Source organism: Moorena sp. SIO2C4 (assembly GCF_010672485.1).
Lineage (GTDB): Bacteria > Cyanobacteriota > Cyanobacteriia > Cyanobacteriales > Coleofasciculaceae > Moorena > Moorena producens.
In genome coordinates, this window is record NZ_JAAHGN010001387.1 from 1 (window position 1) to 1576 (window position 1576).

2 protein-coding genes are annotated in these 1576 nt (G+C 46.0%); both read right to left on the minus strand.

What is annotated here, in order from left to right:
• Nucleotides 1-504: 504 nt before the first annotated feature.
• A complete protein-coding gene (locus F6K20_RS37855; RefSeq protein WP_287298303.1) occupies nt 505-687 on the minus strand; it encodes a hypothetical protein in 183 nt (60 codons plus the stop codon).
• Between the two features lie 43 nt (nt 688-730).
• Complete coding sequence (locus F6K20_RS37860) at nt 731-1456, minus strand: acyl-CoA dehydrogenase family protein (protein ID WP_287298305.1); 726 nt, start codon at nt 1454-1456, stop codon at nt 731-733.
• Nucleotides 1457-1576 lie beyond the last annotated feature (120 nt).

The following is a 1576-nucleotide window of genomic DNA, read 5'->3' on the forward strand; positions in this document are numbered from 1 at the left end:
ATAAGCTATGACTTATAGGTTCGCTCCCTAGAACCGGTGCAGGTTTTTAGCGATTGAGTGCTCACCAACCATTGACTGACAACGACATTTCCCAAATCCTGTTACCTAACCCCCCTGATCCGCATAACCATAGATTCCTGGCATACAAAGATTTGGTCGATTTTTATAAAGGGGTTGTGACAAACGGATTTGGTATGACAGCATGATTGAAAGATCTTGATCGGAAAAGTAGGACAGTTCCATATTGAGCTCACTTTGATAGTTTACGCGAGTTTCTGGCTGCCCTAATTTTCTCTGATCACAATGAATTAGCCCTGCCCCTAGGGCGTGTCTTCAAACTCCGAGTACCCCCGTTTCCCTTAAAAAAGGGGGACTTTGAGTATGGCTCCCCCCTTAATAAGGGGGGCTGGGGGGGATCTAATATCTTGCGGAAAACTTTGAAAACACGCCCTAGCCCCCCAATTCTGGGCGAGCAATCCCTCGCTCGGGGGACCCACGGGGGCTTTAACAAAACCAGATGATCGCGCATTCATTCCTTAATTCAGCAACGCCGCTTATTTTATTCAAAAGCACCGATTGCGCTACTTGAGGTGCTGCGCAAACAGTAGCGTGTGCTTGGGCATAAACTGTTCGGTGTAGCGTGGCCACAGACCCAAAGCACCTCAAGTAGCACCATCTGTAGCGCATAAGCACCTCAAGTAGCACCATCTGTAGCGCTTAAGCTGAATGCTTACTTCTGTGAAGAATTAAAAAACGCCCGATCGCTTTCTTGCCCCAGTATTTCCTGACCAATGGAGGCCAAAACGCGATCGCAATTATCATGGAGAGTATAGAAGGATAAATCGCGATAAATCCGTTCCAAAGGACTGGGTTGAATCATAGCACGAGCGCCACACATGCGAGTACAGTGTTCCAAAGTCTCCAGTGCCAATTTTTCTGACAAATAACGAAAGCGGTTACCAGCTTCTTTGGCCTGCTGGTGTTGACCTGTTTCCCACAACAAAGCCACTTTTCGTAGCCACAAGTCCATGGTTTCAATGTTCATGGTTGATTTAGCAATCCGATGCTGCACATAAGCATCCTGTTCTCTGCCTTGCTTTTTGATATGAGCGTGGGCATAACCATAAGCCCCTTCTGCCGCCCCCAAAAATGCCGCTCCATACTGAGGAGTAAAGCGAGTTTGCCACTCTTCAAGCAAGTATTGCCCTGGATAGCCAATCAGATTTTCTTTAGGAATAAAGGTGTGATCGAATTGTACGCGATAACTTACACTTCCCCGCATTCCAATCGGTTTCCACCAGGTTGAATCAAAGCTTACACTTGGGTCTGATAAATCACAGGCTAACATCAACACGGAATTCGCTGGTCCATCGTGATGACGAACAGCTCCTGTTCCGGCAGTACTCACAAACAATATCGCCCATTGTAGCCCATCCGCTCCTGTGGCAGCACCCACCCATTTAATATTTACTCTTTATAATATATAATTATAAATTAGGTAAAACTAAAAAACGAAAAGTCATCGAACGTCGATGATCATAACCTTTGGTAAAGTGGGATGAGTGGTCAAGATAAA